The organism is Acinetobacter sp. V115_6 (assembly GCF_031799025.1).
In the GTDB taxonomy this organism is placed as follows: domain Bacteria; phylum Pseudomonadota; class Gammaproteobacteria; order Pseudomonadales; family Moraxellaceae; genus Acinetobacter; species Acinetobacter pittii.
In genome coordinates this window covers 55,396-82,334 of sequence record NZ_JAVQNO010000014.1, presented here as the reverse complement: position 1 = coordinate 82,334, position 26,939 = coordinate 55,396, and the positions used below count along the sequence as shown (strand labels likewise).

The window sequence follows — 26,939 nt, the reverse complement described above, 5'->3', positions numbered from 1 at the left end:
TTTAATTGATACACTAACGCCACTTATCTACCAATACGGGGTTTTTCTTCATATGGTCATCGATTTCAAGCAAGACATTCTTGCGCCTGTTGCTTCAGACTTCGCTGCGATGGATCACTTGATTAATGAAGGAATTAGCTCAAAAGTCGGTTTAGTCATGTCTGTCAGCAAACACGTCGTTGAAGCTGGCGGAAAGCGTATGCGCCCAATCATGTGTTTGCTTGCAGCACGTGCTTGTGGTTTAGATAACATGGCAAATGCACAGCGTTTAGCTGCAATCATTGAAATGTTACATACCGCGACACTGGTCCATGATGATGTGGTAGATGAATCTGGCCTTCGTCGTGGTCGCCCTACAGCAAATGCGACATGGAACAATCAGACAGCTGTTTTAGTCGGTGACTTCCTGATCGCCCGTGCTTTCGATTTACTGGTCGATTTAAACAACATGACTTTATTGAAAGACTTTTCAACAGGTACATGTGAAATTGCTGAAGGTGAAGTATTACAACTTCAATCACAGCATCAACCAGATACAACTGAAGAAACTTATTTAAAAATTATTCATGGCAAAACATCCCGCCTGTTTGAGCTGGCTACAGAAGGTGCTGCTATTTTGGCGGGGCAAGAAGCGTACCGTGAGCCATTAAGATTGTTTGCCGGTCATTTTGGTAATGCATTCCAGATTATTGATGATATTTTAGACTACACCTCTGATGCTGAAACATTAGGTAAAAATATTGGTGATGATTTAATGGAAGGTAAGCCAACTTTACCGTTAATTTCTGCATTAGCACGCTCAACAGGTGAAGAGCATGCGATTATTCGTCGCAGTATCGCAACCGGTGGAGTAGACCAACTATCTCAGGTCATCGAAATTGTACAGAAGTCTGGTGCTTTAGATTATTGCAACCAACGTGCCCAAGAAGAAACAGAAGCAGCACTGCAAGCTTTATCAAACCTACCCGATACACCGTATCGTCAGGCTTTGATTAACTTAACTCAGCTTGCGTTACATCGAATACAATAGATATTATTTTGCCTATGCATATAAATTTTTCAAATCTTTTTTTAAAAATAGAGAAGCAGCTTGAGGATCCTCAAGCTGTCATTGATGAAAATCTACTGATTGAACTCGTCAATGTCATCCGACCATCCAACCCACAAGATACGGATGAAATTAAGAAAAAAATACAGGCTTTTATTGAAAGTCTTTTGCGCACACCTACAGCGCCCTTCTTACTACAAACTTTTTTATTACGTTTAATTAATCGCTATAAGCAAGTTAGTTTATATGCTGATAGTGGAATTTTGTCTTTAGATGGTTTCTGGAACCAGCTTGGGCAAAGACTCGGAGCACATTTTTTACCGCTAATTGAAGACTCAAGCCAACTCAAAATATTAATTGGTAAAATTTTCTATTTAGAAAGTGACAAAATTTGGCTCAATAATATTGATGATGAAGATTGGGAAAATTTATTTAGCCTTATTGGGCAAAGCCAAAGTAATGTCGATGAGAAGTTAGTCATTCAAAGTGAAATGATTAAAGCCATTACAGTCTTATCTTATCGAATTAGTGGAATTGGTCTTTATCCCGAATTTATTAATGCTCAACCAGAATTAACAGAATATGAGTCACCGTTTTTAGTTCAGAACCGTGAAATTATTGAGTTTATTGAAAAGTATAAAAGACAAGAAGTTTCTGAACATGAAATTGCGGTTATTTCCCCGCCCGATGCATCACAAGCATTTGTTATGTTGGAACAGTGCCGAGATGTGGTTTTAAAGATTCGCCGTGCGACCAAAAGAATTGGTGTCAGCTTAAGTTTGACTTACTTACTGTCATTACTTGAGCAATGTCTTGATCGAATTGAGTTATTACTTTATCTGGTCGTAGATAACACTAAAGGAAAATATGTTTCTTTAGGACATCTGATTTCCGATTTAACCAAGGCACATTACAGCGAAAAAAGTGTTCGCTCATTACTCAGTACGACCAGTGAACTCATTGCTTTTCAGGTAACAGAAAATGCTAGCCGAACAGGTGAACATTACGTAAGTACAGATACCAAAGGCTTCTGGGGAATGTATAAAGCTGCCGCTGGTGCAGGTGTCATTATTGCCTTTATGGCATCTTTAAAAATTCTTGCTGCAAGAATGACAATGGCCCCGCTCATGCAAGCCTTTACTTTCAGTATGAATTATTCCCTAGGTTTCATTCTGATTCATGTTCTGCATTTTACAGTTGCGACCAAGCAACCCGCTATGACGGCGGCAGCTCTTGCTGCAACAGTACAGCAACGTAAAGGCTCTAAAACGGCTCAAATTGCAGAGTTAGCGGCGCTTATTATTAATATTATCCGAACGCAATTTATTGCTATTTTAGGCAATATTTCAATTGCAATTCCTACTGCCGCACTCATCACTTTTGCATGGCAATTTTATCTTGATGAACCGTTATTAACCCATACTAAAGCCACTTATCTTCTACACAGCCTAAATCCATTCACTTCATTAGCAGTTCCACATGCAGCAATTGCTGGAGTATGTCTGTTTTTGTCAGGTCTCATTGCAGGATACTTTGACAACATGGCTGTTTACCGAAAAGTCGGCCCGCGTCTAAGAGCACATCGCCGTTTAGCTAGCTGGTTTGGGCAAGATCGCCTTAACCGTTTTGCTGAATATATTGAACGTAATTTAGGTGCGTTAGCCGGTAACTTCTTATTCGGTATTATGTTAGGAAGTATGGGAACCATAGGCTTTATCCTAGGTCTACCTTTAGATATTCGCCATATTGCCTTTGCATCCGCTAACTTTATTCAAGGTTTAATGACTATTAACGGCAGCCCAGATATCGGACTGATTATCGTGTCCTTTCTCGGTGTGTTATGTATTGGTCTCACCAACTTATTTGTGAGTTTCACCTTAACAATTATTGTGGCATTACGAGCGCGTCGAGTCCGCTTTGAACAATGGAAACCTTTAGCCAAATTGGTCATGACTCATTTTTTAACTCGTCCAAGTGATTTTTTTTGGCCACCAAAACAACCATTAGAACTTGAAGAAAACACTTCAACAAATAACGGGAAAAAAGCAGACCACTAAGAATTTTGCTTTGTACACAAAATGTGATTTTCGTCAATTTTGTTGTGATTGTTTTTCCAAATGTTAAAAAATTTTCAAAATGAATTTACGATGATCTATCAGGCTTGAAAAAAAGTGTACTGGCAAGTACACTTTTAACGGCTTTCAGTAGTAGACACTGCTTGAACAAGCAAAGGTATATACATGCCCTATTTATTGCTTTTTATTGGTTGTATTTTTTTAGGATTAGGTGTTCTTGGTCTTTTTGTACCAAGACTTCAATCTTTGGATCTTCTCACCGTTCAAATATTGAGTGAAAATCGATCAGATTATCTTAACTCTATTACGACCTTTCTAGCACGTGTAGGTGGTATGCCTTTTGTATGTTTTTTATCCTTGTTGGTGTGTATATATCAAGCATGGTATAAAAAATATATTACTGTTATTTTCATTAGCGTGGGTGTTCTTGGCAGTATCATCACGGGTTGGCTGCTCAAGTGGTGTGTTGACCGTCCAAGACCTCCACAGGTATATCATATTGTCGAAAGTTATGGTGCATCGTTCCCAAGTGCACATAGTGTTTATGCATCAACACTGGCTTGTATGGCAATGATAATGTTATGCCATAAGCCCAACACTAACTCTCCTTATATCATTTTGATTTCCTGTCTTTGGTTTATCTGCATGGGGCTTTCAAGAATATATGCTGGAGTTCATTTTCCAACAGATGTACTCGCCGGTTGGGGCATAGGTTTTATTTGGATTGCACTGCTTTGGCTCTGGTTATTACAAACACAAAGTAGGTTAAGTAGAAAACAAATATATTTTTAGATTTTATCTAAACGAGGTGGAACAATGATGTCGGCTAAGCTTTGGGCTCCTGCCCTTACTGCTTGCGCATTAGCAACAAGTATCGCACTTGTTGGTTGTAGCAAAGGCTCCGATGAGAAACAGCAAGCTGCTGCTGCTCAGAAAATGCCGCCTGCAGAAGTAGGTGTTATTGTTGCTCAACCACAAAGTGTTGAACAAAGCGTTGAACTCTCCGGCCGTACTTCAGCATATCAAATTTCTGAAGTTCGCCCTCAAACAAGTGGTGTGATTTTAAAACGCTTGTTTGCTGAAGGAAGTTACGTTCGTGAAGGACAGGCTCTATATGAACTGGATTCTCGAACTAACCGTGCAACGCTTGAAAATGCAAAGGCTACCCTTTTACAACAACAGGCAAATCTAGCTTCACTACGTACTAAGTTAAACCGTTATAAGCAACTTGTTTCAAGTAACGCTGTATCTAAACAAGAGTATGACGACTTACTTGGTCAAGTTAATGTTGCCGAAGCACAAGTTTCTGCTGCAAAAGCTCAAGTAACGAATGCAAATGTTGATCTTGGCTACTCTACAATTCGCTCACCAATTTCTGGTCAGTCTGGACGTTCTTCTGTAACAGCTGGTGCTTTAGTGACTGCCAACCAAACTGATCCGTTAGTGACGATTCAACAGTTAGACCCAATCTATGTTGACATTAACCAGTCTAGTGCCGAGTTATTACGTTTACGTCAACAACTTAGCAAAGGCAGTTTAAACAATAGTAACAACACGAAAGTGAAATTGAAGCTCGAAGATGGTTCAACTTACCCAATCGAAGGACAACTTGCTTTCTCTGATGCTTCTGTAAATCAGGATACAGGAACGATTACTTTACGTGCCGTATTCTCAAACCCGAATCATCTGTTACTTCCAGGCATGTATACCACTGCACAGATTGTTCAAGGTGTAGTTCCTAATGCTTACCTGATTCCTCAAGCTGCAATTACACGTTTACCTACAGGTCAAGCTGTAGCAATGCTTGTTAATGCCAAAGGTGCTGTTGAGAGTCGTCCTGTTGAAACCTCTGGTGTTCAAGGACAAAACTGGATTGTGACTAACGGTCTTAAAGCTGGTGATAAAGTGATTGTTGACGGTGTTGCCAAAGTTAAAGAAGGGCAAGAAGTTTCAGCAAAACCTTACCAAGCTCAACCAGCGAATCCACAAGGTGCAGCTCCAAATGCGACAAAACCGGCTCAATCAGGTAAACCTCAAGCAGAACAGAAAGCATCTAATGCATAAGGGGTAGATTGAATGGCACAATTTTTTATTCATCGCCCCATTTTTGCGTGGGTGATTGCATTAGTCATTATGTTGGCGGGTATTCTCACGCTAACAAAAATGCCTATTGCACAGTATCCGACGATTGCACCACCGACAGTTACAATTGCTGCAACTTATCCTGGTGCATCTGCTGAGACTGTTGAAAACACTGTAACCCAGATCATTGAACAACAAATGAATGGTCTAGATGGTTTACGCTACATTTCATCTAACAGTGCTGGTAACGGTCAGGCCTCTATTCAATTAAACTTTGAACAAGGTATTGATCCAGATATTGCACAGGTTCAGGTTCAAAACAAATTGCAATCTGCAACTGCGCTTTTACCTGAAGATGTACAGCGTCAAGGTGTAACAGTAACTAAATCTGGTGCAAGCTTCTTGCAAGTTATTGCATTCTACTCACCAGATAACAGCCTTTCTGACTCGGACATTAAAGACTACGTAAACTCATCAATTAAAGAACCACTTAGCCGTGTTGCTGGTGTGGGTGAGGTACAGGTCTTTGGTGGTTCATACGCAATGCGTATTTGGCTTGATCCAGCTAAGTTAACCAGTTATCAACTTACTCCTAGTGATATTGCGACAGCTTTACAAGCGCAAAACTCACAAGTAGCAGTAGGTCAATTAGGTGGTGCACCAGCTGTACAAGGTCAAGTGCTTAACGCAACAGTGAATGCACAAAGTTTGCTGCAAACACCTGAACAGTTTAAAAATATCTTCTTGAAGAACACAGCATCTGGTGCTGAGGTTCGTTTAAAAGATGTTGCACGTGTAGAGTTAGGTTCTGATAACTATCAGTTTGACTCGAAGTTTAACGGTAAACCTGCTGGTGGTCTTGCAATTAAAATTGCAACTGGTGCCAACGCACTTGATACCGCGGAAGCTGTTGAACATCGTTTATCTGAATTACGTAAGAACTATCCAACAGGTCTTGCAGATAAACTAGCTTATGACACGACTCCATTTATTCGTCTTTCAATTGAAAGTGTTGTACACACATTAATTGAAGCGGTAGTTTTAGTATTCATTGTGATGTTCTTGTTCTTACAGAACTGGCGCGCAACGATTATTCCAACACTTGCTGTACCTGTTGTTGTGTTAGGTACATTCGCTGTTATTAATATCTTTGGCTTCTCAATTAACACCTTAACCATGTTCGCCATGGTATTGGCAATTGGTCTTCTGGTCGATGACGCCATCGTTGTGGTCGAAAACGTCGAACGGGTTATGAGCGAAGAGCATACCGATCCGGTCACGGCGACCTCACGATCAATGCAACAGATTTCTGGCGCGTTAATTGGTATCACAAGCGTATTAACAGCGGTATTCGTACCAATGGCATTCTTTGGTGGTACAACTGGTGTAATTTACCGTCAGTTCTCGATTACCCTTGTAACAGCAATGGTTCTATCGTTAATTGTAGCGTTAACATTTACACCGGCACTTTGTGCAACCATTTTAAAACAGCATGATCCGAACAAAGCACCAAGCAATAATATTTTTGCTCGTTTCTTTAGAGGCTTTAACAATGGTTTTGACCGCATGTCGCATAGCTACCAAAATGGTGTTAACCGCATGCTTAAGGGCAAAATCTTCTCTGGCGTGCTTTACGCTGTAGTTATTGCTTTATTAGTGTTCTTGTTCCAAAAACTCCCATCTTCATTCTTACCAGAAGAAGATCAGGGTGTGGTAATGACGCTTGTTCAATTACCGCCAAATGCAACGCTTGACCGTACAGGTAAAGTGATTGACACCATGACAAACTTCTTCATGAATGAAAAAGATACTGTGGAATCTATTTTCACCGTTTCGGGCTTCTCATTCACAGGTGTTGGTCAAAATGCTGGTATTGGCTTCGTTAAATTGAAAGACTGGAGTGAACGTACTTCACCAGAAACTCAAATTGGCGCATTGATTCAGCGTGGTATGGCATTGAATATGATCGTTAAAGACGCATCTTACATCATGCCTTTACAGCTTCCAGCAATGCCTGAATTAGGTGTAACAGCCGGATTCAACTTGCAACTTAAAGATTCAAGTGGTCAAGGCCATGAGAAACTTATTGCTGCACGTAATACGATCTTAGGTTTGGCTGCACAAGATAAACGTCTTGTGGGTGTTCGCCCTAATGGTCAAGAAGATACACCTCAGTATCAAATTAATGTAGACCAAGCTCAAGCTGGTGCCATGGGTGTGAGTATTGCCGAAATTAACAATACGATGCGTATTGCATGGGGTGGCTCATACATTAACGACTTCGTTGACCGTGGCCGTGTGAAAAAAGTTTATGTTCAAGGTGATGCGGGTAGCCGTATGATGCCTGAAGACTTAAACAAGTGGTATGTACGTAATAACAAAGGCGAAATGGTACCGTTCTCTGCATTTGCTACTGGCGAATGGACATATGGTTCTCCACGTCTTGAACGTTATAACGGCGTGTCATCGGTTAACATTCAAGGTACACCTGCACCTGGCGTGAGCTCTGGTGACTCGATGAAAGCAATGGAAGAAATTATTGATAAGTTACCATCTATGGGCTTACAAGGTTTCGACTATGAATGGACAGGTTTATCACTTGAAGAACGTGAGTCTGGTGCTCAAGCTCCATTCTTATATGCGCTTTCATTGTTAATCGTTTTCCTTTGCTTGGCTGCATTGTATGAAAGCTGGTCTATTCCGTTCTCGGTTTTACTTGTAGTACCACTCGGTATTATTGGTGCAATCGTATTAACTTACTTGGGTATGATTATTAAAGGAGATCCAAATCTCTCAAATAACATTTACTTCCAGGTAGCGATGATCGCGGTAATTGGTCTTTCTGCAAAAAATGCGATCTTGATTGTTGAGTTCGCAAAAGAGTTGCAGGAAAAAGGTGAAGACCTGATTGAAGCAACTTTACATGCTGCAAAAATGCGTTTACGTCCAATCATCATGACTACCCTTGCCTTCGGTTTCGGTGTACTTCCGCTTGCCCTTTCAACAGGTGCAGGTGCAGGAAGTCAGCACTCTGTTGGTTACGGTGTACTCGGTGGCGTACTCAGTGCAACGTTCTTAGGTATCTTCTTTATCCCTGTATTCTATGTGTGGATTCGTAGTATCTTTAAGTACAAACCAAAAACCATAAACACTCAGGAGCATAAATCGTGATGCAAAACGTATGGTCTATTTCAGGTCGTAGCATTGCGGTATCTGCACTTGCGCTTGCTTTGGCGGCTTGTCAAAGCATGCGCGGCCCAGAACCAGTCGTGAAAACCGATATTCCACAAAGCTATGCATATAGCGCTTCTGGTACGTCTATTGCTGAACAGGGTTACAAACAGTTCTTTGCTGACCCTCGTTTGCTCGGAGTGATTGATTTGGCACTTGCCAACAACCGCGACTTACGTACAGCAACGCTCAATATCGAACGTGCTCAACAGCAATATCGAATTACACAGAACAATCAGCTTCCAACAATCGGAGCAAGTGGTAGTGCAATTCGTCAGGTTTCTCAAAGCCGTGATCCGAATAACCCCTACTCTACTTATCAAGTAGGTTTGGGTGTAACTGCCTATGAACTTGATTTCTGGGGCCGTGTACGTAGCTTAAAAGATGCTGCATTAGATAGTTATCTTTCAACGCAAAGCGCACGTGATTCGACTCAAATCAGTCTAATCAGTCAAGTGGCTCAAGCGTGGTTGAACTATTCTTTCGCAACAGCGAATTTAAGACTTGCAGAGCAAACACTTAAAGCACAGCAAGATTCTTACAATCTCAACAAAAAACGTTTTGATGTGGGCATCGACAGTGAAGTTCCACTACGTCAGGCACAGATTTCTGTAGAAACTGCGCGTAATGATGTAGCGAACTACAAAACACAGATTGCTCAAGCGCAAAACTTGTTGAACTTGTTAGTTGGCCAATCAGTTCCACAAAACTTGTTGCCAACCCAACCGGTAAAACGCATTACGCAACAAAATGTATTTACAGCGGGTTTACCAAGCGACTTGCTTAACAACCGTCCAGATGTAAAAGCTGCTGAATATAACTTAAGCGCTGCCGGTGCGAATATCGGTGCTGCAAAAGCACGTTTATTCCCAACCATTAGCTTAACGGGTTCTGCAGGTTATGCATCAACTGACTTAAGTGATCTATTTAAGTCTGGTGGTTTTGTATGGTCAATTGGACCAAGCTTAGACTTACCAATCTTTGACTGGGGCACTCGTCGCGCCAATGTAAAAATTTCTGAAACTGATCAGAAAATTGCATTGTCTGATTATGAAAAATCAGTTCAGTCTGCGTTCCGCGAAGTTAATGACGCGCTTGCAACTCGTGCCAACATCGGTGAGCGTTTAACAGCTCAACAACGTCTAGTAGAAGCAACTAACCGCAACTACACACTTTCAAATGCCCGCTTCCGTGCCGGTATTGATAGTTACTTGACGGTTCTTGATGCACAGCGTTCTTCTTATTCAGCAGAACAAGGTTTGTTATTGCTTCAACAAGCAAACTTAAACAATCAAATTGAGTTATACAAAACTCTAGGTGGTGGTTTAAAAGCAAATACTTCAGATACAGTGGTTAATCAACCATCTAGTGCTGAACTTAAAAAGCAATAAGTTTTAAATAACTTATTCATAAAAGCTCACTTCGGTGGGCTTTTTTATTGCAACTCATCTGAATATTTTTTATCTTGAAACCTTAAGAATTTAGATTGATAAAAAACAATGTTATTGAGTAATTTAGAAAGTGTTCCAGGCCACCAGATTTTAAAGCAGCTGGATGTTGTTTACGGAAGTACCGTTCGAAGTAAGCATGTTGGCCGTGACTTGATGGCAAGTTTAAAAAATATCGTGGGTGGTGAACTTACGGGTTATACCGAATTATTAGAAGAATCTCGCCAAGAAGCCATGCAGCGTATGATTGTAAAAGCCCAACAACTTGGTGCTAATGCAATTGTGGGTATTCGCTTTTCAACTTCCAATATTGCACAAGGTGCTTCTGAGTTATTTGTGTATGGCACAGCAGTGGTTGTGCAGCCTCAAGCACCTCATCTACCCGATCCATTTAATGCATAGGTAGAAAATGGACAATCTTATTTTTCAGCTTGTTATTTTTCTCATTCTTTTCAGCATTGGTTGGGCTTTTGGCCGCTATATTGAACGAAAACATTTGAATGAACTTCTAGAAAAAGAGCAACAATTTGCCCATATCAGAATTGATACTAATCGTTTTGCAACAAGTGATCAGCTAGGCCATTTTGTTAGTAGTAATGTTGTGATTTCTCATGATTACTTTAAATATGTATTGGCATCTATAAAAAATGTTTTGGGCGGAAGACTAACCAGTTATGAAAGTATTGTTGAGCGTGCTCGCCGAGAGGCGATTGTACGTTTAAAACAACAAGCTCAAAGTGTCGGTGCTACTCATATTATGGGAGTTCGGCTGAGTACAACCGAACTCGGAATGCAAGGCGGAATGGTCGAAGTTTTTGCCTATGGAACAGCAGTTAAAGATTAATACTGCCCAACCTCAGAAAAATGAATACGTGGATTGCCAATATTTTTAGTTAAATGTTGGCAAATTCGGGTAATTTTCCATTGGTCTTGTTGTTTTGCCAAAGTAAAATAATAACGACCAAAAGAATGAAAATAATCATTTTCTGAAAAACGATAAATTTGATAATTACATTCTAGCCATGCTTGATCTTGTTCAATCCGAACCAGAGGATTGCTCAAATTGTGCTGTAGTCGCAAATGGGATAAAGCTTGTTGCCGAGAACCTTTATATTCATGACAAGACACGACACATAAAGGCTCTCCTCTAAATTGGAAATAGTCCACCTCAAGTTGATCTGCCAACAACTCATCAAAAGCATCCCAATTTTTCTGGTCAAAGACCAATTGAAAACGCGTGACGACTTCTAAAATACGGTGATAATCCTGATCCATGGCGAACCTTCTATGCGGGTTTTTTCACCAATCTAGCACGGCGAAATCACTTTTTTATTTTACTTTTGTTTTCCGAATCATTTTATAAAGAAGTTTTGGTGACATCCGAGAAACCATTACACCTAGTTTTTCTTTAGTCCCACCCACAACAATATATTCTTGACCCTGTACTAACGCTTTTACAGCTTGCTCTGCAAAAACATCTGCCTCTAAACCATTTTCAATTGCTTCATCTTGATGGCCTTGAGGTTCCCCTGCACCATTGAGTGCATTGAAAGAAACATTAGTTTTTACAAAACCAGGGAAAATAACCGAAACTTCGACACCTTGATCTGAGACCTCAGCACGTAAACTATTTGCCCACATGTGAATCGCTGCTTTAGCAGCCGAGTAGCTTGCACGGTACTGTGTACCCAATAAACCCGCTACACTCGACACAAATACAACTCGGCCAGACTTTTGTTTTAGCATGGTCGGTAGGACGGTTTTGGTGAGTGCGACTTGTGAGAAATAATCGACTTCCATGATGGCGCGTTCGGTTGCCATTGTCGTGTCTTTAATTAAAGCACGTTGACTCAAACCTGCATTATTGATGAGCCAGTCAATACGGCCTTTCGCCTTTAAAATCTGCTTGTAAGCCTCTTGAACCTGCTTTTCATCAGTAATATCTGCGACCACAGACAAATGATGATCGGGATTTAATAAGCCAACCCGAACCTCTTCTAATTCTTCAAAACGACGCGAGGTCAAAATCAGTTTTGCGCCTTGTAAAGCCAATTCCCCTGCTAAGGCCTTACCCAAACCAGAAGATGCGCCCGTAATCCATACCACTTTATTTTGCAAAGTATCAAGTTTGGCCATGTGATGTTCCTATTATCTTTTTAAATTATGCTGCTTGGTGCATGAAGGCCAAAAAGTGGTTGATATAATGAGTTGCTGTGGTCTGATCGACCTGTGTCCCTAACTTTTCCAAACGTTTATAGCCCAAATGCGTCGTCATGTTGATGACTCCGTTAAGAGTTTTATCGACAACCAAATTAAATTTTAAACGCTTTTTAGGTTCACGTACTAGGCTTGTTACGCCTAAATCCACAATTTGTATGAGTGTTTCAAATGCAGCCGTAATACTTTGCATATTACCATCACGAATTTGCTGGGTAAGGGTTTCGGCTTGTTGCACCAGTTGAAGCGTGACCGGATAGGTAATATAAACTTGCTGCCCTTGCTCTTTCATGAGAGAGGTCATGTAGTCAACTAAGGGTAAAAGACGTTCATTTCCAAAGAATGAAACCGACCATGGCATATATTTTCGAAAAGTCTCTAAAACTTGCTGAATGACTTTTTCAGACTCAGCTTGTTGTTTTGGAGACATGCTTGCATTTCCTGACTGTAAAAGCACAGAAAAAACCTGCTCAATAATTTCACAAGAAAGATCAGAGAGTACATCGCCTAAAGGTTTTGCCTGACTTTGGCTTACCCCATCATGCAGTTTTTGCCGAATAGCCTCGAATTGTGTATAAGTCGAATCGGAAATTTTCAAAAAAACTTCATAACTCATCAGCAGCATCCTTTTTCAATTCTTTTGTAATTTTTGTGCCGTGTCGCCACACGATTAAATTGTGATCCATCTTTCATAAATCTACCGTTTTTTGAAAAAAATACAAAACCGTTTATCTGTTTTCAGCACATTAATTTCGAGGCATTTTTTTGCTACAATAGATGCAATTTTTTATGCATATTCGATCTAAGCTACTATGACTGACGCTCAAACCGCTCAAAATATTGCAACCACATACGATCCAACCGAGATCGAAAAGAAGTGGTACAAAACGTGGGAAGAACAAGGTTACTTCAAACCTTCTGGTCACGGTGAATCATTCTGTATCATGATTCCGCCACCAAACGTCACTGGTAGTTTGCACATGGGCCATGGTTTTAACAATGCCATTATGGATGCCCTCACCCGTTATAACCGCATGATGGGTAAAAACACTTTGTGGCAACCAGGTACAGACCATGCTGGTATTGCAACTCAAATGGTTGTTGAGCGTCAACTTGGCTTACAAGGTGTAACTCGTCATGACTTGGGTCGTGATAAGTTCATCGAAAAAGTTTGGGAATGGAAAGAACAATCTGGCGGCACAATTACGAAACAAATCCGTCGTTTAGGTTCTTCGGTAGACTGGTCACGTGAACGCTTCACGATGGACGAAGGTTTATCAAACGCAGTTAAAGAAGTATTCGTTCGTTTGCACGAAGACGGTTTAATTTACCGTGGTAAGCGCCTAGTAAACTGGGACCCTAAACTTCAAACAGCTCTTTCTGACCTTGAAGTAGAAAGCAAAGAAGAAAAAGGCTCACTTTGGCACTTTAAATATTTCTTTGAAGACAAATCAGTTAAAACTCAAGACGGCAAAGACTATTTAGTCGTTGCAACAACTCGTCCTGAAACTTTACTTGGTGATACTGCGGTTGCTGTTCACCCTGAAGACGAGCGTTATGCACACCTTGTTGGTAAAAACATCGTATTGCCAATTACGGGTCGTTTAATTCCGATTGTTGCTGACGACTATGTTGAAAAAGACTTCGGTACTGGCTGTGTAAAAATCACGCCTGCTCACGACTTCAATGACTATGACCTAGGTAAACGCAATAGCTTACCAATCATTAATATCTTCAACAAAAATGCCGAAGTTTTAGGTGAGTTTGAATATATTGCAAAAGCTGGCGAACAAATTTCTAAAACCATTACTGCACCTGCAGACTATGCTGGTTTAGAGCGTTTTGAAGCACGTAAAAAATTAGTTGCTCAAGCGGAAATGGAAGGCTGGTTAGATCAAATCCAACCGTATGACTTAAAAGCGCCACGTGGCGACCGTTCAGGCGTGATCATTGAGCCGTTACTGACTGACCAATGGTACGTAAAAATTGCTCCGCTTGCTGAGCCTGCAATTGAAGCAGTTCAAGATGGTCGCATTAAGTTTGTTCCAGAGCAGTACAGCAACATGTATATGGCGTGGATGCGTGACATTCAAGACTGGTGTATTTCTCGTCAGCTTTGGTGGGGTCACCGTATTCCAGCTTGGTACGATGCGAATGGCAACATCTATGTTGGCCGTAACGAAGAAGAAGTACGCGCGAAAAATAACATCGCTGCTGACGTTGAACTTAAACAAGACGAAGACGTTCTTGATACATGGTTCTCATCTGCACTTTGGACATTCTCAACTTTAGGTTGGACTGGCGACGCACAAAAAGACGCAGCAAATGATTTCTTAAAAACTTTCCACTCAACAGATGTGTTGGTGACTGGCTTTGACATCATTTTCTTCTGGGTTGCCCGCATGATTATGATGACCCTGCACTTCATGAAAAATGAAGATGGTTCGTCTCAAGTTCCATTTAAGACTGTTTACGTTCACGGCTTGGTACGTGATGGTGAAGGTCAAAAAATGTCGAAGTCTAAAGGTAACGTGCTTGATCCATTAGACTTGATTGACGGTATTGATTTAGAAAGCTTAGTTGCAAAACGTACAACTGGCTTAATGAACCCGAAAGATGCTGCGAAGATTGAAAAATCTACGCGCAAAGAGTTCCCAGAAGGCATTAATGCTTATGGTACTGATGCAGTACGTTTCACGTTCTGTGCGCTTGCAAACACTGGTCGTGACATCAAGTTCGACTTAAAACGTGTTGAAGGCTACCGTAACTTCTGTAACAAAATCTGGAACGCGACCCGTTTCGTTCTGATGAATGTTGAAGGTCAAACTGTTGGTACCGACGCTCGTCCTGATCTTTGGGAACTTCCAGAACAATGGATTATGAGCCGTCTGCAAAAAGCAGAAGCTGCTGTACACCAAGCGTTTGCAACGTATCGTTTAGACCTTGCTGCTCAAGCAATTTACGACTTTATCTGGAATGAATACTGTGACTGGTACGTTGAGTTAACCAAACCAGTTCTTAACGATGCAGAAGTTTCAGAAGAGCGTAAAGCTGAAGTACGCCGTGTATTACTTGCTGTGATGGAAGCTTCATTACGTTTGGCTCATCCGTTAATGCCATATTTGACAGAAGAAATCTGGCAAACACTTGCGCCAATGCTTGGTCAAGGCGGCCCAACGATTATGACTGCTCAATACCCTATTCCTGAGCAAGCAAAAATCAACGAACAAGCAGAAGCAGACATGCAATGGCTTCAAGGTTTGATTGGTGCAGTACGTAACATTCGTGGTGAGTTAGGCTTAGGTAATGCGCGCTTATTGCCTGTATTACTTCAAAATACGTCTGACGCTGAACGTGAACAAATTATTCGTATTGAAGCATTGTTCAAAGCATTGGCTAAAGTTGAAAGCATTGAGTTCTTGAATAAAGACCAAGAACCTCCATTGTCTTGCTCTAGCGTTGTAAGCCATGCATCGGTATTTGTACCAATGAAAGGCTTAATTGACCCTAAAGCTGAGCTTGCTCGTTTGCAAAAAGACTTGGATAAAATCCAAAAGCAACACGACCAAATTGCGGGCAAACTTGCAAATGAAGGCTTTGTTTCTAAAGCACCAGCAGCGGTGGTTGAAGGTGAAAAAGCCAAGCTTGCCGAGTTTGCTGCTCAGTTAGAGAAAGTTAAAGCGAATATGGAGCAAATTGCTGCGCTTTAATAATATAGTGGTTTGATAAACCTCCCTTATGTCAAATTCATAGGGGAGATTTTTTATCTTAGACATATAGATTATCTGGATAAAATATGAATACTGACTACAAAAAATTAGCACAACTATTTACAAGTGCTCATTTACAACAACTTTCTCGAGGCAACTTAGAGTTTATTAATCAAATTCATATTGATTTTTTCAGTACTAATAAAGAGTTTTCAATAGCAGATATTTTCAATGAATCTTTTAAATTATTAAGTCAGAATTATGCAAATGAATATATATATAAGAATATGATTATTCAGAAATTATTTTTAGAAAAATATAGTTTTGAAAATGCTACGGTTCTAACAGAATTTCGTGTAGGCCAAAGAAAAGCAGATTGTGTAATATTAAATGGAAAATCAACTTGCTATGAAATTAAGACTGAATTTGATAGCTTACAAAGGTTAGACTTACAATTAAAAGAGTATGAAAAACTTTTCAATGAAATATATGTAGTATGTGCGCCTAAATTCACAAAAAAGCTTTTAAACTATTTACCAGAATATATAGGTATTATTGAGTTTAACAACAAATTAAATCTAAAGAAGATTAGAAGATCACATATTAAAAACTTTGTAATTGATAAAAATTTAATAATGCAATCATTAAGACAACCTGAGTTTAAGTTGTTAGCTAATCAAATCACAAAGAAGAATGTAGACGTTCCAAATACTGAAATATATGACCATTGTCTTACTATTATTAAAAATTTCCCCAACGAAAAAAAATTGAATAAATTTTTTATTGAAATTTTGAAAAAAAAGAGAAAGAATGATGATAAAATAATCAGTAAGTTTCCAACATCACTTACTAATGCAGTCATTAGTTATAACTTTCTAAAGTCTGATCTAAGAAGTCTCGCTGATATCATACAATTAAAAAATGGGGAAACAATAAATGTACTTTCCAATACTCCGTGGGAAACAACATGAATTATCTGCTTTAAAAGAATTAGCTCTAATAAATAGTTTCGACTATTTTTTACCTATAATAGAACCAGTTAAAAAAAATACTAAAGACCTTCTTTTAAGTGTAAAGAAATTAAACGAGAAGAATATTCGCCCTATTATTATAATGAATCCAAATATTGGGGAGTATAAGAACAACTCTGACCTCTTTTACACTCTCCTTGAAGCGAGCAAGATTAATATTGACTATTTACCTTGCATTAATATGAATAATCCAAATGCAGATTTTTTTCTAAAAAAATTTAACGACTTTACTTTATTATTTGATGAATACTATGCAATTGATGAACACTTACTAAGTCAAGCCAAAATTTTATTTCTTCCCCAACACACGGGAGAGTCAATAATTGATAAGCTTGAAAACATCGTTTTATATGGTGATTTTTTCCCTAAGATAAAGAGAAATGCTGATTACCCATCAGAAAGCTTACTTACAGATCTAAATGTGCAATTTAAAAATAAAAAAAATGTAATAGGTTACGGTGACTTTACTATAACACCGAAAAAATATTCAAATGGTGGAGGTCCAGCCTTTGTGGTTGCAATTCATAGCACATATACTGATTTGAATAGAAATTACACAAAATATGTAAAACATTATTTATCATATGATGACAACTCTACTGATAATGTAGGAAAAAAATTTCTAGATGCGGTCAACAAGTTCCTTCAAGATGTTGATTTTGACAAAGTTTCATTTTATAAGACTTCAGCTATTAATGATTTTCGTAACTATAGAAATAAAAAACACTATCCAGGACTAGGAATCAGTAAGAAAATTTCTATTAAGCATCATATTGAAACTACAAACGAATTTCTCAAATTGTCTTCCACATAAATTCATTTATTAGATAATCCCTCTTCTCCAGAAGAGGGATTATTAGATTATAAAACCCCATGCCTCAACAACATCTCTATCCCACTCACCTTTTTCATATGTTTTAAACGTTCTTTCTCCCACTTCAATTGCTGCTTTAGCTCAGCACAGTCAGCATCTACAGCGTTATAAACATCACTAATGTGTACATGTTCTGCTTTCACATTCTTGGCTAACTGAAAAGAATCCAAAATCTCAGCAATTTGACTTTCAAGCTGCTGACTTTGTGCATCCAAAGCCAGTTTATAAAACCGCAACTGTTCGGCTGATAGTTCTTTAGTACCTAGCCCTTTATTCTGTTCAAGCTGTAACTGGAGTTTAAGTAAATAAAACAAATCCTGCTTTTCATAGGCCTGACTTGCTTGTTGGAATAGCTCAGTTTTTTCTTCTTTTTTGGTTTCATCTTGCTCACGGTCTGGGTGAATCATCGCGGCAATTTTTAAATAAACCGTTTTTAACGACTGCGCTGCCATTTGCTCGGCTTGTTCACGTTTTTGTTGCTGTCTTTGCTGCTTGGCTTGTTCTCTCGCTTGTTGTTGCTCGGCTGCATACTTTTCAAAGTCTTCTTCAAATTCTGAACCTTGCTCAGCACTTTCATCATATTCAAATTTTATTAACTGAACTTTTTTATACTTTTTTGCCGACTCCCCCGCATGTTGCTGATAAAAGGTATCGATCTGCCTCACTAACTCTAACTGCTCAGCAGATAGCATTTTTGAGCGCTTCAACATGTGTGCAAGTTGGGCATTTTTTTCATCTAGTCGTTGCATGTCTGCTTTGGAAAACTCATGGCCATGCAACATATTCCAAAGCTGCTCTAGCTGCTGAAATAAAACTTCATGTAAATCGCCATACACAGGCATCAGTTTTTGCCGTATGTGCTGTTGAATCTCAGCTTGTGCATTTTGCCATGTGCTCAGGCTAACTTTTTGCTGTTCTATTTTATCAATCAGGCGATTCAGTTTTTTCTGCTGTGCAGACGGTTCAGACCTTTGCTGCAAGCTCACTTTGAGATCAAAGGACATACTCATCCACCTGAAAAAGAAAAAAGTGTAGCAATAATTATATGAGGAAGGTAGCTAGCATTCTTTAAGTCAGAATCAGTCTATTCATTTTTAGAAAATAGAATGCGACTTATCTAAAGTTTATATTTTAAGAAATCCACCAAATCACCATTGGCAAAGTCACGGCAGCACATAGAGTTTGAAAGCTAATCACGGCAGCCATGAGCTGACTATCGCCACCTAAAACTTTGGTTAAAATGTAGGAAGCGGAAGCAGTCGGTAGTGCAAAGAAAATAACTAAAATTTGTGTTTGCAAACTTGGTAAAGCAAACCACATGCAGACCATATAAGCCAAAGCAGGTACTGCTAAAAGTCGAGCAAACGTGTCTGCCGCCAATACCACAATGTCTTTTTTAATTTGCATAAACTGTAAAGCTGCACCAACACATAACAAACCTAGTGGCAAACTCGACACTGAAAAAAGCTTAATAAACTGAGTAAAGCCTTCCCAAATCGGGATATGCAGTGCATTGACTGCTGCCCCAATCACACACGATGCAATTAAAGGATTTTTAAGAAGTGCAATCAAAACAGGTTTAATTGCCATGTGCTCTTTAGAGGTTAATGCAAGCACCGAAATAACATTCACAAGCGGAATGCAAAGCGCCAATAAAATTGCCAGTATTGCCATTCCTTCGCTTTTAAAAAGCGAAGTCACTAAAGCCAAACCAATATAGGTATTAAAGCGAACCATACTTTGTACATGCACACCAAAACGTGCAGGCGGTATGTGCCAAAACATTCGAAGTATGTATAAAAAGGCGGTCACTGTTAAAACCACAATCAACATCGCAATGATGGCTGTACTCAAGCTTTGTAAGTCAATTTTTGTGGTCGATAGCGTACTAAAAAGCAAAGCTGGAAATAAAATATAGTAATTTAGCTTCTCTGCCCCAGCCCAAAACTCATCGCTAAAAAAACGATATTTTTTAAATAAGTATCCCGATGCAATTAATGCAACTAAAGGAAAAAGAGATAAAACAATACTATTCATTTCTTTACTCGAGTTTTGTTTGGGCTTGCTGTTTTTAGCAATGACCTTGGCTTACTCATATATTAAAGATAATGAAAACTCATGATAAAATGAGTTTTTACTCATAACAAATACAACATGACATTTACCCAACTTGAAATTTTCGCACTCATTGCAGAACTAAAAAGCTTTACGGCTACAGCAGAAAAGTTGGGAATTTCTCAGTCAGCAGTTTCTCATGCGCTTAAATCATTAGAACAACAATGGGGTATTAACTTGATTTCAAGATCCCAGAGTGATATTGAGCTGACTACGACAGGTCAGCAGTTATTGACCCATGTAAAAGAGCTATTGAGTATTTCCGATACCTTAGAAAAAGAAGTGGCTGCCATCCACGGTTTAAACGAAGGAACATTACGTATTGGTTCTTTTGGGGCTTCATCTTCCATTTATCTATTACCTGAAATTTTAGAAACCTTTCGGCAGCGCTACCCTAAAATCGAAATTTATATTGATGAAGGTGAAGATAAAGAAGTTGCCCAGTGGCTATTGGAACGGCGTATAGAAGTTGGTTTCTTGATTATGCCAGATGAGCGATTCGATACATTCCCTTTGATTGAAGATCGTTTTGTTGCCTTAATTCCCAATCAATTTCCACTTGCACAACAACTCTATATTGATCCAGCCCAGCTAGAAAATTGCCCTTTTATTATGACGATGGCTGGTAGTCGACATCAGGTCGAATTAATTTTAAAAAACTTCAATGTGAAACCAGACATCAAATTTTATGTGTCACAAATTCTAAGTATCGTCAGCATGGTCCATAACCAGTTAGGAGTTTCTATTGTCTCTGATATGGTGCTCACCAAAGAATTACTGTCACTCTATCCAAATGTAGTTAAACGCCCTTTTAAACCGAACCTTAAACGTTCTATTGGTCTAGCAGTCAAGAATAAAAAGCACATGAGTCCCGCTGCAAAAGCTTTTATTGAAGTCGCACAATCGGTTTGGTCAGATCATTAAATGATTACAGATAATTTTTAGGAATTTTATAACGAACTTTTTCAGGTCAATTTATAAGCGTATTAGATGACTTGTAACGTAAAAAGCGCCAAAACTACCCCTCTTTAACCAAATCAACGCACCATTTATCGTCAAAAACTACTTATTTAATCCAAATTGGTGCGCTTATTGCATATTCACTTTTATGCAATTGAGTTTGTTTCGACAAACTTAGGTTTTTAGATTCCTTAAATCTATTTTGGTGCAATTTACAGACCCAGATTTGTTCCAAAATGGAATTTAGCACTTTTTTCGAGCATGCTATGCAAAATGTAGATCTATTTTTCTTATTACTTGGTGCAGTTTTGGTTCTTGCCATGCACGCAGGTTTTGCATTCTTGGAACTTGGTACGGTTCGCCATAAAAATCAGGTGAACGCACTTAGTAAAATTCTGACTGACTTTGCCCTTTCTGCAATCGCATATTTCTTTGTTGGCTACTACATTTCTTATGGCCAGCACTTCTTCCATGATGGTACGGTTTTATCAAGTGATCATGGCTACAACCTTATGCGTTGCTTCTTTTTACTCACGTTTGCTGCGGCAATTCCTGCCATTATTTCGGGTGGTATTGCTGAACGTGCAAAAATGCGTTCACAAGCGATTGCAACACTCGCTTTAGTTGCGCTGGTTTATCCATTTTTCGAAGGCATGGTCTGGAATGGTAACTATGGTCTACAAAAGTGGTTAGAAACAACCTTTGGCGCAGCTTTTCACGACTTTGCGGGTTCAGTCGTAGTTCATGCCATGGGCGGTTGGATTGCACTTGCTGCTGTCATTTTATTGGGTGCACGTTCTGGTCGTTATAAGAAAGATGGTCGTGTAAGTGCTCATCCCCCTTCTTCTATTCCATTTTTGGCGCTTGGTTCATGGATTTTGATTGTCGGCTGGTTTGGCTTTAACGTCATGAGTGCTCAGCGTGTTGATGCTATTTCTGGCTTAGTTGCCATTAACTCACTTATGGCAATGGTTGGGGGTACAATTACAGCAAATGCGATTGGGAAAAATGACCCAGGCTTCTTACACAACGGTCCACTTGCTGGTTTAGTGGCAATCTGTGCCGGCTCTGACATTGTTCATCCAATCAGTGCACTTGTGATTGGTGGTGCAGCTGGGGCTATGTTTGTTTATCTATTCACCTATACTCAAAACAAACTTAAAGTTGACGATGTGTTAGGTGTATGGCCGCTACATGGTGTATGTGGCGCATTTGGTGGTATTGCAGTAGGTTTATTTGGTCAACAATGGCTTGGTGGCTTAGGCGGCGTATCTTTTGCCTCACAACTCATCGGAACAGCGCTCGCGATCGGTATTGCGCTTGCTGGCGGCTTTATTGTTTACGGTTTACTTAAAGCGACCATTGGCATTCGTTTATCTCAAGAAGACGAGTTTCGTGGTGCAGATTTATCTATTCATAAGATTTCGGCAAACTCTGAAGAGGGTATGTTTTAATTCTGTGTAGGCACGACAGAGTCTTTTCTTCTATAATAGCAAATAACATCAGTCAATTACGTTACTTTTGTTTCGGCAAAAGTAACCAAAACCATTTCCATTCACAAAACCTGTTCCTTGTTTATTACTATTCAAATAGTTTGCAAAAACTTTAAACTTCTTATGCTCAACAGGTTGTGAATGGATACACTCACTTATCATTTTGGTCACGAAATTAAATTTAGTTTAAGAGCAATTTAAGTTTTATTTTATGTAATGCCTTTACCCACAATCTAATTGATGTTGCATGGCATGAATCAACAAAAACAATTTTTCCAAATTAATATCATCTTTCTTTTTCTCAGTTTTTTCCTGCTTTTAATCGTTTTTCCAGTGGGTGGGAAAATTGATATGTACCTCATCCAGCCTTGGATCGATTCAACAGGTCATTTTTTCAATCGAGACAATTGGTATCTGGAAAGACTTAATCATGAAATTGTAAAACAGATCATTACTGGCATTTATGTCATCTTTTTCGGTCTATGGCTTGCGTCATTTAAAGTTAAGAAATTAAAGCTTTATCGCTGGCAATATGGTTATATGTTTTTTGTGAGCATGATTGGTAGCGCACTGGTTGGTCTCTTAAAATCACAATCTGCTCATGCGTGTCCTTGGAATATGGTTCATCCCACTACTTTAAGTTATGTGTGGGATTTTACTGCCAAGCACGGGCATTGCTTTCCGGGTGGACATGCAAGCGCTGGCTTTATTTTAATGACAGGTTATTTTGTTTATCGTCTTGAACAACCCAAACGTGCCTATTTTTATCTCATTTCAGGCATTTTATTAGGCTTTATGATGGGATGGGCACAAATGATGCGTGGAGCACATTTCCTGAGTCATAATTTATGGACAGGTTGGGTAGTTTGGGCGGTAAATATCTTGTTTTATGCCGTTTGTATTCACCGCTTTGAGTTTGAAAAACGAATCAAACAAGAACTTGTCTAACTCAAGTCCTTGTTTCGTGAACATGTAAAATCTTCGGAAGTTTAACCAAAACTGAAAGTCCACCAAGCTCTAAACTTCTGTCTAGTGTCAAAGTCCCACCTAAACGTTGAGTTGCTCGGTCAACAATGGATAGACCTAAACCACTCCCTACTTCAAGATGGTGATGTACACGGTAAAAACGTTTTAGAACTTTATCATAATGTTCTGGGTCGATCCCCGCGCCGCTATCTTCAATTTGTATACACGCATCGCCATCTGTAGCAGTAAAAACAGAAATATTAATCATCCCCTCATGAGGGGTATATTTGATTGCGTTATCAATTAAGTTAAAAATAATTGAATGAACTGTTGGTTCAACACTATGCATTTCAATTGGTTCATTACGAACAAACCCTAAATCGATTTCTTTTTGCATAGCCAGATTAACAAGCTGTTCAACACAATTTAAAGCGACATCATTAAGCTGAAAAGCCCTCGTCGGTTCAATCACACTTAAAGACACATCCTGCTTAGCCAGCGCTAAAAGCTGTGTCACCAAGTGCTGAATACGCGCTAATCCTTTACTCAAATTTTGCAGCGATTCCTGCTCAGGAAATTGACTAATTAAAATTTTAGTTTGTAAATTTAAAGCAGTCACAGGGGTTCGAAGTTCATGGGCTGCATCTGCAATGAACTGTTTCTGCTCGTTTTGTGCCTTAGAAATGCGCTCAAAAAGTCGATTCATTTCATCAATTGTGGGTAACAATTCTTGAGGATAATCTACAACTTCAATAGGCGTCAGCTCTTCTGAGTCACGATGAGTCAGTTCATTTTTAAAGTCATCGATCGGCTTTAGCCCACGACGAATAATTGCAGCTAAAGCAAAAATCGCAAATGGTAAGATAATCAGATATGGAATGAACATGCTACCTGCAAGTTCCCAAGCAAAAGCCTCACGAACCTTTTCTTGCTGGCTAATCTGAATCTGGTAATCTTTTAACGGTAAAACATAAGTACGGATTAAGCCGTTACTGGTTTTATGTGAGTAAAAGCCAGCTTGTGTAACAGGTGGAACCAATAAATGGAGATGGTGTGATAAATGGGCTTGATCTTTATAAGCCCAAATATCTACAAACAGGTCTTCTTCATGATAAGTTTTATGAAAATCAAACTCACTGCTTACCGTTTTCAATGGATATTCAGCTGTTCGTTCAGCTAAATAACGCATTTGCGTATCTAAAATTTCATCAACTTCTTGCAGTGCAACTTTATACGCACTAAAAATTAATATACAACCTAAGATGACACTGAAAATTGAGGTGCCCCAAATCAGTCGTTTTTTTAATGAATAATGCACTGTTAAGAAGTTCCAAAATTAAGTTACGATTGCCCTAAACGGTAACCCAATCCTCGAATCGTTCGGATAAAGTCTTTCCCGAGTTTAGCTCTCAGGTGATGCACATATACTTCAATCGTGTTACTGGTCACATCACTATCGAAATCATATAACTTATCTTCAAGATTTGCTTTAGAAAAGATTTTATTTGGGTGACTCATTAAAGGAATCAGAATTGCCCATTCACGATTAGACAAATCAATACGCTGTCCTTTAAAGGTTGCAATATGTTGTTCAACATTTAAAACCAGATCACCACTTTGTAATAGTTGCTCATGATTCGCAAGCTGAGCCTCTACGCCACTACGGCGTAATAGCGCATGAATACGAGCAAGTAATTCATCAAACTCGTATGGTTTGATCAAGTAATCATCTGCACCATGGTTTAAGCCATCAACACGGTTTTGTAACTGATCTCGCGCTGAAATAATTAAGACGGGAGTTGCTGCTCTTTGGCGAATTTGCTTTAAGACCTGCATGCCATCCATCATAGGTAGCCCTAAGTCCAAAAGAATTAAATCGAATTTATTTTTAGCCAACTGGGCTAGGCCATCTAAGCCATTATTGACCCACTCCACTTCAAATTGATGATATTGCAGCAACGTTATTGTTGACTGTGCAATCATAAAATCATCTTCAATCATCAAGATTTTTGTCATGTTTTAGGCTCGCTTTAATTCACATGGGCACAAGAGTGCAACATATCCAGTTGAGGGTTGATGACCTGAGTTCTTACATCTAACAAACTTAATAAGCTTGGGAATAAATTATCCTGACTTAACTTTTCTTTAGTTTGTTGGCTTAAACAACTTACTTGTGCAAGATTATGTTGTTTCCATTTATCAGAAAACCACATTATCATTGGTACATGTGTTTGTTGACTCGGTGCAATTGCATACGGTGAGCCATGTAAATATAAACCATGTTCACCAGTTGATTCACCATGATCAGATAAATACCATAAACCTGTTTGATATTTCGATAGGTCTTTTAAGTTATTAATGATCTGACTTAATACATGGTCTGTATATACAATCGTGTCATCATAACTATTTAATAACTCCGTTTGAGAGCAGCCCTGTATCGCATTAGTGTCACAAGTCGGTTTAAACGGTTGATATTGGGCAGGCGCACGCTTGTAATAGGCTGGACCATGACTTCCGACTTGATGTAAAACAATCAGGCGTGGACGGATGTCTTCTTTAGGAATAGTCGCTAAATACTCATTTAAGCTATCAATTAAAATATCATCGTAGCATTCGCCGTCTTTACACCATTTTTGCTTTAACTTTTCTGGTATTTGGTATTCCTCCACACGATCACAAGCCCCTTTACACCCAGAGTTATTATCAATCCAAGTCACTTGGTAGCCCGCACGCTTGGCAATGTCTAATAAACCTTCACGATGGCTTGCAAGTTGTTCATCATAGTCAACACGTGGCATGCCAGAGAACATACATGGAACCGACACAGCTGTTGCTGTACCACATGAGCTAACTTGCGAGAAATTCAAAACCTCCTGTTTAGAAAGCTCCGGATTCGTATTTTTCGAATAACCATTTAATGCAAAACTTTCTGCACGTGCAGTCTCGCCCACAACTAAAACCATTAATTTAGGCAAGTTGCTTTGTACTTGCTGAATTTGATGAGCATCTTCACCATAGTGTATTAATGGCAAGTTCTTCTTAGGTGCCTTTTTATGATAATAAGACATTAAAGATGAAATACTATTTTGAGGTGAAATCATACCTTTTAGATCACGATGCTCACGAAAGATCGCTGCGAAATCAACATAATAAACAAATAGCAAAAGACCAACGATTGCGAAAGAAGCAATGATTGAACTAATTTTTTTCAACAATAAATGAGATGTTTTTTCTTTTTTAAGTTTTACCTGAGTAATTAAAATAATAGGTAAAACAACAAAGAAAACTGTCCAGAGTCCAAAACGTAATGAAATTAGATCAGAAACTTCAGATACATCGGTTTGTATCATATTTTGAATCTGATCGGGCGAGATAATTACGCCTAAGGTATTCACGAAATAAGAGCTAAAACCACCAATCACGACCAGTAAAATTGCAAAAATTTTAGCGGTCCATTTCCAGTTTAAAATCTGTAAAACCGCATAATAAGCAGCAACCACAATAAGTACAGTAGCAGCTAAAAATAGAATAGCCTTTATTCCAAAATATGGAGTTAAAAGATGGACTTGGCGATAAAAACCAATATTTAGAATTGCCCCTAACCAACTGGCTATAATAAAGTTAAACATAAACAGTGAAATCTGTTTATTTTTTAAAGTGGAAAAAAAATTCAGCATCTTGGGTGA

23 protein-coding genes are annotated in these 26,939 nt (G+C 39.1%); 14 read left to right on the top strand and 9 right to left on the bottom strand.

Annotated elements, in window-relative coordinates:
• The first annotated feature begins 52 nt into the window (after positions 1-52).
• From sdsA to RMA94_RS02870, 8 genes are all read left to right on the top strand, one after another.
• On the top strand, positions 53-1,030 hold the full coding sequence (gene sdsA, locus RMA94_RS02905; protein WP_002116233.1) for an All-trans-nonaprenyl-diphosphate synthase: 978 nt from the start codon (positions 53-55) through the stop codon (positions 1,028-1,030).
• 14 nt (positions 1,031-1,044) lie between these two features.
• The gene (locus RMA94_RS02900) at positions 1,045-3,105 is read left to right on the top strand and encodes a site-specific recombinase (protein WP_311081782.1); all 2,061 of its coding nucleotides are present in this window, start codon (positions 1,045-1,047) and stop codon (positions 3,103-3,105) included.
• Between the two features lie 183 nt (positions 3,106-3,288).
• Positions 3,289-3,915, top strand: coding sequence for a phosphatase PAP2 family protein (locus RMA94_RS02895; RefSeq protein ID WP_005064516.1), 627 nt, complete (start codon positions 3,289-3,291; stop codon positions 3,913-3,915).
• Between the two features lie 24 nt (positions 3,916-3,939).
• Positions 3,940-5,187, top strand: coding sequence for a multidrug efflux RND transporter periplasmic adaptor subunit AdeI (gene adeI / locus RMA94_RS02890; protein ID WP_002116482.1), 1,248 nt, complete (start codon positions 3,940-3,942; stop codon positions 5,185-5,187).
• Positions 5,188-5,199: 12 nt separating this feature from the next.
• A complete protein-coding gene (adeJ, locus tag RMA94_RS02885) occupies positions 5,200-8,376 on the top strand; it encodes a multidrug efflux RND transporter permease subunit AdeJ (protein ID WP_032037323.1) in 3,177 nt (1,058 codons plus the stop codon).
• Positions 8,376-9,827, top strand: a complete 1,452-nt coding sequence (adeK, locus tag RMA94_RS02880) for a multidrug efflux RND transporter outer membrane channel subunit AdeK (RefSeq protein ID WP_002116015.1) — start codon at positions 8,376-8,378, stop codon at positions 9,825-9,827. Before adeJ ends, adeK begins: the two co-directional genes overlap by 1 nt.
• A 108-nt stretch (positions 9,828-9,935) precedes the next feature.
• Positions 9,936-10,286, top strand: a complete 351-nt coding sequence (locus RMA94_RS02875; protein WP_000927245.1) for a YbjQ family protein — start codon at positions 9,936-9,938, stop codon at positions 10,284-10,286.
• A 7-nt stretch (positions 10,287-10,293) separates the two neighbouring features.
• On the top strand, positions 10,294-10,728 hold the full coding sequence (locus tag RMA94_RS02870) for a YbjQ family protein (protein ID WP_182917818.1): 435 nt from the start codon (positions 10,294-10,296) through the stop codon (positions 10,726-10,728).
• On the opposite strand, the gene RMA94_RS02865 is transcribed toward RMA94_RS02870, so the two are convergent.
• Genes RMA94_RS02865 through RMA94_RS02855 form a run of 3 tightly spaced genes read right to left on the bottom strand, consistent with a single transcriptional unit; the run spans position 10,725 to position 12,717 of the window.
• Positions 10,725-11,159, bottom strand: coding sequence for a nuclear transport factor 2 family protein (locus RMA94_RS02865; RefSeq protein WP_057085977.1), 435 nt, complete (start codon positions 11,157-11,159; stop codon positions 10,725-10,727). The genes RMA94_RS02870 and RMA94_RS02865 overlap by 4 nt on opposite strands.
• 54 nt (positions 11,160-11,213) lie before the next feature.
• On the bottom strand, positions 11,214-12,020 hold the full coding sequence (locus RMA94_RS02860; RefSeq protein ID WP_014207498.1) for an SDR family NAD(P)-dependent oxidoreductase: 807 nt from the start codon (positions 12,018-12,020) through the stop codon (positions 11,214-11,216).
• Between the two features lie 25 nt (positions 12,021-12,045).
• Positions 12,046-12,717, bottom strand: coding sequence for a hypothetical protein (locus RMA94_RS02855; RefSeq protein ID WP_032005364.1), 672 nt, complete (start codon positions 12,715-12,717; stop codon positions 12,046-12,048).
• Positions 12,718-12,913: 196 nt separating this feature from the next.
• Between RMA94_RS02855 and RMA94_RS02850 the strand changes: the two genes are divergently transcribed.
• The 3 genes from RMA94_RS02850 to RMA94_RS02840 all read left to right on the top strand — a co-directional run bounded on the left by RMA94_RS02850 (position 12,914) and on the right by RMA94_RS02840 (position 17,656).
• Positions 12,914-15,811 (top strand): valine--tRNA ligase, encoded by a 2,898-nt coding sequence (locus RMA94_RS02850; RefSeq protein WP_311081778.1) that lies wholly within the window; start codon positions 12,914-12,916, stop codon positions 15,809-15,811.
• An 86-nt stretch (positions 15,812-15,897) separates the two neighbouring features.
• Complete coding sequence (locus RMA94_RS02845; RefSeq protein WP_086354776.1) at positions 15,898-16,782, top strand: sce7726 family protein; 885 nt, start codon at positions 15,898-15,900, stop codon at positions 16,780-16,782.
• Complete coding sequence (locus RMA94_RS02840; RefSeq protein ID WP_086354777.1) at positions 16,748-17,656, top strand: sce7725 family protein; 909 nt, start codon at positions 16,748-16,750, stop codon at positions 17,654-17,656. The genes RMA94_RS02845 and RMA94_RS02840 overlap by 35 nt, the downstream gene beginning before the upstream one ends.
• 47 nt (positions 17,657-17,703) lie before the next feature.
• Here the strand turns inward: RMA94_RS02840 and RMA94_RS02835 are convergent, their stop codons facing one another.
• Positions 17,704-18,720 carry a molecular chaperone DnaJ gene (locus RMA94_RS02835; RefSeq protein WP_311081774.1) on the bottom strand — a complete coding sequence of 339 codons (1,017 nt, stop codon included), beginning with the start codon at positions 18,718-18,720 and terminating at the stop codon, positions 17,704-17,706.
• Positions 18,721-18,847: 127 nt separating this feature from the next.
• The gene (locus RMA94_RS02830; protein WP_311081773.1) at positions 18,848-19,753 is read right to left on the bottom strand and encodes an AEC family transporter; all 906 of its coding nucleotides are present in this window, start codon (positions 19,751-19,753) and stop codon (positions 18,848-18,850) included.
• Positions 19,754-19,870: 117 nt separating this feature from the next.
• Between RMA94_RS02830 and RMA94_RS02825 the strand changes: the two genes are divergently transcribed.
• Both RMA94_RS02825 and RMA94_RS02820 read left to right on the top strand, forming a co-directional pair.
• Positions 19,871-20,755, top strand: coding sequence for a LysR family transcriptional regulator (locus tag RMA94_RS02825; RefSeq protein ID WP_311081771.1), 885 nt, complete (start codon positions 19,871-19,873; stop codon positions 20,753-20,755).
• A 302-nt stretch (positions 20,756-21,057) separates the two neighbouring features.
• Entirely contained in the window at positions 21,058-22,245 is a 1,188-nt protein-coding gene (locus RMA94_RS02820) for an ammonium transporter (RefSeq protein ID WP_069124115.1), read from the top strand.
• 48 nt (positions 22,246-22,293) lie between these two features.
• On the opposite strand, the gene RMA94_RS02815 is transcribed toward RMA94_RS02820, so the two are convergent.
• Positions 22,294-22,455, bottom strand: a complete 162-nt coding sequence (locus RMA94_RS02815; protein WP_100743397.1) for a hypothetical protein — start codon at positions 22,453-22,455, stop codon at positions 22,294-22,296.
• A 69-nt stretch (positions 22,456-22,524) separates the two neighbouring features.
• Here RMA94_RS02815 and RMA94_RS02810 point away from each other — a divergent pair, with 69 nt between their 5' ends.
• Positions 22,525-23,232 (top strand): phosphatase PAP2 family protein, encoded by a 708-nt coding sequence (locus tag RMA94_RS02810; protein ID WP_081309798.1) that lies wholly within the window; start codon positions 22,525-22,527, stop codon positions 23,230-23,232.
• A gap of 1 nt (position 23,233) precedes the next feature.
• Here the strand turns inward: RMA94_RS02810 and RMA94_RS02805 are convergent, their stop codons facing one another.
• From RMA94_RS02805 to RMA94_RS02795, 3 genes are read right to left on the bottom strand one after another with little or no spacing between them, the layout of a single operon-like run.
• Complete coding sequence (locus tag RMA94_RS02805; RefSeq protein WP_017482107.1) at positions 23,234-24,568, bottom strand: two-component system sensor histidine kinase PmrB; 1,335 nt, start codon at positions 24,566-24,568, stop codon at positions 23,234-23,236.
• Between the two features lie 23 nt (positions 24,569-24,591).
• Positions 24,592-25,266: a DNA-binding response regulator PmrA gene (locus tag RMA94_RS02800; RefSeq protein WP_032006521.1), complete on the bottom strand. Its 675-nt coding sequence runs from the start codon at positions 25,264-25,266 to the stop codon at positions 24,592-24,594.
• A gap of 14 nt (positions 25,267-25,280) precedes the next feature.
• Complete coding sequence (locus RMA94_RS02795; RefSeq protein WP_069141419.1) at positions 25,281-26,930, bottom strand: phosphoethanolamine transferase; 1,650 nt, start codon at positions 26,928-26,930, stop codon at positions 25,281-25,283.
• Between the last annotated feature and the right edge of the window lie 9 nt (positions 26,931-26,939).

What these genes read in the sequence shown, in the direction of transcription:
- sdsA (WP_002116233.1), top strand. Translation starts at nt 53, where the DNA reads ATGGTCATCGATTTCAAGCAAGACATTCTTGCGCCTGTTGCTTCAGAC.
- RMA94_RS02900 (WP_311081782.1), top strand. Translation starts at nt 1,045, where the DNA reads ATGCATATAAATTTTTCAAATCTTTTTTTAAAAATAGAGAAGCAGCTT.
- RMA94_RS02895 (WP_005064516.1), top strand. Translation starts at nt 3,289, where the DNA reads ATGCCCTATTTATTGCTTTTTATTGGTTGTATTTTTTTAGGATTAGGT.
- adeI (WP_002116482.1), top strand. Translation starts at nt 3,940, where the DNA reads ATGATGTCGGCTAAGCTTTGGGCTCCTGCCCTTACTGCTTGCGCATTA.
- adeJ (WP_032037323.1), top strand. Translation starts at nt 5,200, where the DNA reads ATGGCACAATTTTTTATTCATCGCCCCATTTTTGCGTGGGTGATTGCA.
- adeK (WP_002116015.1), top strand. Translation starts at nt 8,376, where the DNA reads ATGCAAAACGTATGGTCTATTTCAGGTCGTAGCATTGCGGTATCTGCA.
- RMA94_RS02875 (WP_000927245.1), top strand. Translation starts at nt 9,936, where the DNA reads ATGTTATTGAGTAATTTAGAAAGTGTTCCAGGCCACCAGATTTTAAAG.
- RMA94_RS02870 (WP_182917818.1), top strand. Translation starts at nt 10,294, where the DNA reads ATGGACAATCTTATTTTTCAGCTTGTTATTTTTCTCATTCTTTTCAGC.
- RMA94_RS02865 (WP_057085977.1), bottom strand. Translation starts at nt 11,159, where the DNA reads ATGGATCAGGATTATCACCGTATTTTAGAAGTCGTCACGCGTTTTCAA.
- RMA94_RS02860 (WP_014207498.1), bottom strand. Translation starts at nt 12,020, where the DNA reads ATGGCCAAACTTGATACTTTGCAAAATAAAGTGGTATGGATTACGGGC.
- RMA94_RS02855 (WP_032005364.1), bottom strand. Translation starts at nt 12,717, where the DNA reads ATGAGTTATGAAGTTTTTTTGAAAATTTCCGATTCGACTTATACACAA.
- RMA94_RS02850 (WP_311081778.1), top strand. Translation starts at nt 12,914, where the DNA reads ATGACTGACGCTCAAACCGCTCAAAATATTGCAACCACATACGATCCA.
- RMA94_RS02845 (WP_086354776.1), top strand. Translation starts at nt 15,898, where the DNA reads ATGAATACTGACTACAAAAAATTAGCACAACTATTTACAAGTGCTCAT.
- RMA94_RS02840 (WP_086354777.1), top strand. Translation starts at nt 16,748, where the DNA reads ATGTACTTTCCAATACTCCGTGGGAAACAACATGAATTATCTGCTTTA.
- RMA94_RS02835 (WP_311081774.1), bottom strand. Translation starts at nt 18,720, where the DNA reads ATGTCCTTTGATCTCAAAGTGAGCTTGCAGCAAAGGTCTGAACCGTCT.
- RMA94_RS02830 (WP_311081773.1), bottom strand. Translation starts at nt 19,753, where the DNA reads ATGAATAGTATTGTTTTATCTCTTTTTCCTTTAGTTGCATTAATTGCA.
- RMA94_RS02825 (WP_311081771.1), top strand. Translation starts at nt 19,871, where the DNA reads ATGACATTTACCCAACTTGAAATTTTCGCACTCATTGCAGAACTAAAA.
- RMA94_RS02820 (WP_069124115.1), top strand. Translation starts at nt 21,058, where the DNA reads ATGCAAAATGTAGATCTATTTTTCTTATTACTTGGTGCAGTTTTGGTT.
- RMA94_RS02810 (WP_081309798.1), top strand. Translation starts at nt 22,525, where the DNA reads ATGTTGCATGGCATGAATCAACAAAAACAATTTTTCCAAATTAATATC.
- RMA94_RS02800 (WP_032006521.1), bottom strand. Translation starts at nt 25,266, where the DNA reads ATGACAAAAATCTTGATGATTGAAGATGATTTTATGATTGCACAGTCA.
- RMA94_RS02795 (WP_069141419.1), bottom strand. Translation starts at nt 26,930, where the DNA reads ATGCTGAATTTTTTTTCCACTTTAAAAAATAAACAGATTTCACTGTTT.